Raw genomic sequence first — 2710 nt, 5'->3', positions numbered from 1 at the left:
GGAAGGCCGATAGTCGCTCCCCCATGCGCGAGATCGTCTTCGATACCGAAACCACCGGCACCAGCTTCGCCGGCGGCGACCGCATGGTCGAGATCGGCTGCGTCGAGTTGGTCAACCGCTGCGAGACCGGGCGCACCTTCCACGCCTATTTCAATCCCGAGCGCGACATGCCCGCCGAGGCCGAGCGCATCCACGGCCTCAAGGCCTCGTTCCTCGCCGGCCACCCGCTCTTCTCCGCCACCTGCGAGGCGCTGATCGATTTCCTGGGCGATGCGCCGCTGATCGCGCACAATGCCGGCTTCGACTTCTCCTTCCTCAACGGCGAGCTGGGCCGCTGCGGCCGCGCGCTGGTATGCACCTCGCGCATGGTAGACACGCTGGCGATGGCCCGCTCGCGGCATCCGGGTGCCAAGCACACGCTGGATGCCCTGTGCAGCCGCTTCGGCATCGACCGCTCGCACCGCGTGCTCCACGGCGCGCTGCTCGACGCGCAATTGCTGGCGCAGGTCTATGTCGAGCTGTGCGGCGGCCGCCAGATCGGGCTGGGGCTGGTCAGCGACATCGTGGTGGAGACGGTGGCGAGCGCTGCGCCAATAGCGCGAACCGCCCGCCCGCCACGCCATTTTGCGCCGAGCGAGGGAGAGCTAGCGGCCCATGCCGCGTTCATGTCGGGGGTGAAGGATCCGCTTTGGGGGGCCGGGGCGTCCGGTTGACGCCATCGCCACTAGGAGAAATTACATGGAAATCCGCATCTCGGGACATCAGGTCGAGACCGGCGACGCGCTGCGCGCCCATGTCGAGGACCGTCTCAACGGGATCGCGGAGAAGTATTTCAGCCGCACCATTTCCGCCGAGGTCACCTTCGGCAAGGGCCCGCACGATGCGGGGTTCAAGTGCGACATCGTCGCGCACGTCATGAAGGGGCTGGTCCTCAAGGGCCGCCACGACGCGCAGGACGCGCATCTTTCCTTCGACGGTGCCGCCGAGAAGATCGAGAAGCAGCTCCGCCGCTACATGCGCCGCCTGAAGGATCGCAATGCCGCCGAAGCGGTCGCGGTGCAGGAGGCGAATGGCTATGATGCGGGCTATACCCTGTTCGCCGAGAGCATCGATGAGGACGAAGCGGGCGAAGCGCCGCTGATCGTCGCCGAGACCCGCGTCGACGTGCCGGAGGCGAGCGTGTCCGACGCGGTGATGATGCTGGACCTGCGCAACACCGCCGCCCTGCTGTTTCGCAACTCGGGCACCGGCGCCTACAACATGGTCTATCGCCGCGGCGACGGGACGATCGGCTGGGTCGAGCCGCAGCGCGGCCAGGCGCAGAGCGCGGGCTGACGACGGCGGGCCATGTCCACCGACCTTAGCGACCTTATCGCGCCGGAGCTGGTCCTCACCGGGGTGGCCGCGGCCAACAAGCGCGCACTGCTCCAGCAGGTGGCGGCCGCGGCTGCCACCACGCTGGGGATCAACGCTCTCCCGCTCGGCGATGCGCTGATCGCCCGTGAGAAACTCGGCTCGACCGGCTTCGGGCGGGGAGTGGCGATCCCCCATGCCCGGGTGGCCGGTCTCGACAGGATCACCGGGGTGGTGGCGCGCACCGCCAAGCCGATCGACTATGACGCGGTCGATGGTGCGCCGGTGGACATCGTCTTCGCGCTGTTCTCGCCACCGGATGCGGGGGCCGAGCATCTCAAGGCACTGTCACGCGTGTCGCACCAGCTGCGCGACCACGGCTTCCTTGCCAAGCTGCGCGGGGCCGGGTCACGCGACGCCATGTGGGCCCTGCTCAACGCGGACGAGGCGCGTGACGCTGCCTGACCACGGTCCCGACACCGGGGCTGCGGCGCATCACCACGCGCTGGAGCGGCTCTATGCCGCCGCGCCGATCAATCGGCTGTTCGAGTCGCGGCTGGAGATCGTCGCGGCGGGGGTGGCGCGGATTCGCTTCCGCCTCGACGAGCGCCACTTCCATGCCGGCGGCGCGGTGCACGGCACCAGCTATTTCAAGATGCTGGACGATGCCGCCTTTTACGCCTGCAACAGCCTCGTGACCGACCGTTTCCTGCTCACCACTCAGTTCAACCTCAACTTCACCCGCCCCCTGGGCATGGGCGAGGTGACTGCGGAGGGCCGCTGGATCAGCGGTACCCGTCGCGTATTCGTCGCCGACGCGCGGCTGCTCGACTCCGCGGGGGAGGAGGTGGCGCGCGGCAGCGGCACCTTCATGCGCAGCCGCATCGCGCTGGCCGGCCTTCCCGGATACGGCGCATGAGCCGGCTGCCGACGGGGCTGCTCGTCTCGGCGCTGCTCCGCCGGGTCAACGATGCGGGCGGGTTTGCGGTGGTGCGGGCGCGGGGCGACGAGACCGCCGGCGCGGTGTTGGCGATCGTCGACGACGTGCTGCTGGAACGCGGGCTGGACGCGCGAGGCGAGTCGGCGCTGATCGAATCGGCGCCAAAACCCGGTGAATCGGTCGACGAATATTGGGCACGCCGCCGCCGCAGCGACCCCGACCTTTGGGTGGTCGAACTGGACATCGCGCAGGCGAAACGACTCATCGCTGAAACATTCCTGCAAGATTGACGCGCCGTCCCGTCTCAAACACGTCGATTTCCACTACTGGGAAGCGTTGGGCTGGGCGGGTGCGATCCGACCGGTGACGCAGTCGGGGGGTTGTCCGGCCGGTTCGTTCTCGCTCCTTCGCGAAGAA

The 2710-nt window shown here is 68.5% G+C and carries 5 protein-coding genes; all 5 read left to right on the top strand.

Annotation, left to right across the window (positions count from 1 at the left end):
* The first annotated feature begins 23 nt into the window (after positions 1 to 23).
* The 5 genes from dnaQ to ACFDTH_RS18040 are packed head-to-tail and all read left to right on the top strand — an operon-like array spanning position 24 to position 2583.
* A complete protein-coding gene (gene dnaQ / locus ACFDTH_RS18060) occupies positions 24 to 713 on the top strand; it encodes a DNA polymerase III subunit epsilon (protein ID WP_375288933.1) in 690 nt (229 codons plus the stop codon).
* Positions 714 to 738: 25 nt separating this feature from the next.
* Entirely contained in the window at positions 739 to 1335 is a 597-nt protein-coding gene (gene hpf, locus ACFDTH_RS18055) for a ribosome hibernation-promoting factor, HPF/YfiA family (protein WP_375288932.1), read from the top strand.
* 12 nt (positions 1336 to 1347) lie between these two features.
* Positions 1348 to 1818: a PTS sugar transporter subunit IIA gene (locus ACFDTH_RS18050; RefSeq protein WP_375288931.1), complete on the top strand. Its 471-nt coding sequence runs from the start codon at positions 1348 to 1350 to the stop codon at positions 1816 to 1818.
* Positions 1805 to 2272, top strand: a complete 468-nt coding sequence (locus tag ACFDTH_RS18045) for a PaaI family thioesterase (RefSeq protein ID WP_375288930.1) — start codon at positions 1805 to 1807, stop codon at positions 2270 to 2272. Before ACFDTH_RS18050 ends, ACFDTH_RS18045 begins: the two co-directional genes overlap by 14 nt.
* Entirely contained in the window at positions 2269 to 2583 is a 315-nt protein-coding gene (locus tag ACFDTH_RS18040) for a DUF1491 family protein (RefSeq protein WP_375288929.1), read from the top strand. Before ACFDTH_RS18045 ends, ACFDTH_RS18040 begins: the two co-directional genes overlap by 4 nt.
* Positions 2584 to 2710 lie beyond the last annotated feature (127 nt).

It is taken from the genome of Sphingomonas sp. (assembly GCF_042096255.1).
GTDB lineage: Bacteria > Pseudomonadota > Alphaproteobacteria > Sphingomonadales > Sphingomonadaceae > Sphingomonas.
This window is presented reverse-complemented; position numbering and strand designations above follow the sequence as displayed.